Origin of the sequence: Bathymodiolus heckerae thiotrophic gill symbiont, assembly GCF_900128515.1 — a bacterium.
GTDB lineage: Bacteria > Pseudomonadota > Gammaproteobacteria > PS1 > Pseudothioglobaceae > Thioglobus_A.
In genome coordinates this window covers 1-2,326 of the sequence record NZ_FQTP01000154.1, presented here as the reverse complement: position 1 = coordinate 2,326, position 2,326 = coordinate 1, and the positions used below count along the sequence as shown (strand labels likewise).

Here is a 2,326-nt window from a genome sequence, read left to right as displayed (position 1 = left end):
TAAAGGATCATCCGCATATTCATGTGGTCATGCCGGCGGCAATCGTGGACAAGACCAATAAGCTTTGGCGTACTAAAGAGGGAAAATACCTGTTTAATCATAAAGCACTGGCGAAAGTCTTTCGCGCTAAAATGCTGACACGCATGAGCGAAGAGAAACTTCCTTTTCCTGCGAAGATTCCGGGAAAATGGGTAGTGGATTGCAAGTTTGTCGGTGCTGGCGATAAAGCCCTGATTTATCTGGGTCGATACCTTTACCGTGGCGTTATTCGTGAAAAGGATATTTTATCCTGCCAGAATGGCAAAGTGACGTATCGTTATCAAGACAGCAAAACCAAACGTTATCGAACCAAAACGCTTTCAGGAGCTGATTTTTTATGGTTAGTACTGCAACATGTTTTACCTAAAGGCTTTCGCCGTGCACGGAACTTCGGTTTTTTGCACCCCAATAGCAAAAGGGTGATTAAACTGATCCATACCCTGCTAAAGTTTGATCCGACGAAGATATTAAGCAGACTTAAAGTACGACCACAATTCAGTTGCAAATGTTGTGGCGGTGTAATGATCGTGGGGCGTAGGAGAATCCCCAGAGTGGAAGTGACCTTTCAGCCTGTGCCGACTTAAATGCTGGAACCACTAAAGGTTATGTAAATTCACACTCCTTCGCCCAGACAAGCAGCGCATAAGGCGCTGAGGGAGTTGTTTGGGCTAAAATCGGGGATTAAAGCATAAAAAATGCCCCGATACTTGAACTTTAGGAGTTGACTGCAATGGGCAACGCTCAAGGTTCAATTAAGTTGTAAAAACGAAGTCTGATTAATCAATCGAGCTAATCAGCAAAAAGCTATTTTCATAGAAACGATTTAACAGACTTCCTACTAACGGGCCGGGCTTGTCCAACAAACGGTTCAGATTGTGGCTCGCTTCGCGATCACAATCTAACCTTGTTCGTTAGGTGGGATAATGATACGCCAAATATGATCGATGTGCGCAGCTTTCATTTTAGTGAGGCGGCATAATTCTTTTTTTATTACTGTATTAGACTTGTTTTCAAATAAGAATTTTCCAGCAGGATCATGCCTTAGGTACTTGAGAATAACAGGAGCCATTTTAATGAGAGGGAACTGTTCATCACGATCAAAATTTAAGTCAAGATTTATTTCTTCAATACTCTTCTCTTGAATTTGGTATGAGGGGTGACCCTTTGATTGAATGACACTTTTTGTAGATGACGCTTTAGGTGACTGTTTTCGTAACTGATCAGGAATAGGGAATTCAAATTCATCTGCTTTTTCAATAAGATAGTCAAGGTTTACATAGGTATGTGTATAACAAGGGTCTCCTAAAATTGGGTTCATCAAACCATAAATTCCATTATCACTTAATCCCTCAAGTTTGGTAATAATGTCACCTTGAGTGGCTAAACCTATTTTATAGGCGTCGTCGTTATGCTCAATAATGTATTGCTCAAAAAATATTAGTCTGTAGTCGTTTTGACCTGGACGGTCTAGTAAATAGTAGTCTGAGAATGGGGTTATATGTCGTAGCTCTTTTCTATACCTAATATGCCATAATAGGTCGTGCGTTTGGCATGGCTGGTTAGTATTTAATTTATCAAGAATCTCGTGCCATTTTACTAAATTAAATTTGTTACAATGTTTATCTGTACCTATTACTTGAAGTCGATTGGTTAAGATGTCATACGTTATATTTTCCAGAGGAGAGAGCCCGTAATTATCACCAGATTTTTTTTCAGGAAATTGAGTTGAATGTTGGCTTGAAAGTCTTTTAATGCTTGTTTTGACTTTTTTTCCAGTTGCGATTCACCCAGCAAATCGCCCCATAAATCACGAGGGTAAATATGAATTAAATCTTTTTCCTCAAAAAAGCTCATAATTAGGTTAAAAGTCTTTTCTGGATCAAAATTATCAACTAATTTGTTCCAAAACCAGAATACTGTTGCTAGGTCAATGTTCTTTCTATGTTCAGAAGTAGTCTTTTTCCATGTTAGAACCTCATTTTGGTAAACTTTAGGCACATTTAATTCCTTATATATTTGTATTTTAAAAGTAAATAATAACTAATTGGATGAGAATGTAAATAAGAGTATGGTTTTGATAAGAGCTCAGCTTTCACAGCTGAGCTCGTTAAGTAGACTATGAAGCTATTTTAGATTTCCAGTCTTGAAGTGAAGTGACTTCAACCGCTGAAAATCCTGGAAACGGAGCTTTAGCGAAGTGAAGATTTTTAGTCCGCGATAGCCGTAGGGCCGGTTGTTTTGTCGGAGTCTGAGCGATAGCGAAGGTGGAGACAAAATAAAAGGCCAT

The 2,326-nt window shown here is 39.0% G+C and carries 3 protein-coding genes; 1 reads left to right on the top strand and 2 read right to left on the bottom strand.

Features of this window, described 5'->3' with window-relative positions; all coding sequences use genetic code 11:
• The coding region (locus BTHERMOSOX_RS10505; protein WP_171004726.1) for an IS91 family transposase at positions 1-623 on the top strand (623 nt) is incomplete at its 5' end.
• Between the two features lie 314 nt (positions 624-937).
• Here the strand turns inward: BTHERMOSOX_RS10505 and BTHERMOSOX_RS10500 are convergent.
• Both BTHERMOSOX_RS10500 and BTHERMOSOX_RS10495 read right to left on the bottom strand, forming a co-directional pair.
• Positions 938-1,357, bottom strand: coding sequence for a hypothetical protein (locus BTHERMOSOX_RS10500; RefSeq protein WP_138121094.1), 420 nt, complete (start codon positions 1,355-1,357; stop codon positions 938-940).
• Between the two features lie 347 nt (positions 1,358-1,704).
• A complete protein-coding gene (locus tag BTHERMOSOX_RS10495) occupies positions 1,705-2,037 on the bottom strand; it encodes a hypothetical protein (protein ID WP_138121093.1) in 333 nt (110 codons plus the stop codon).
• Positions 2,038-2,326 lie beyond the last annotated feature (289 nt).

Excerpts from the sequence above, each read along its gene's own strand:
- BTHERMOSOX_RS10500 (WP_138121094.1), bottom strand. The coding sequence starts at position 1,357 with ATGAACCCAATTTTAGGAGACCCTTGTTATACACATACCTATGTAAAC.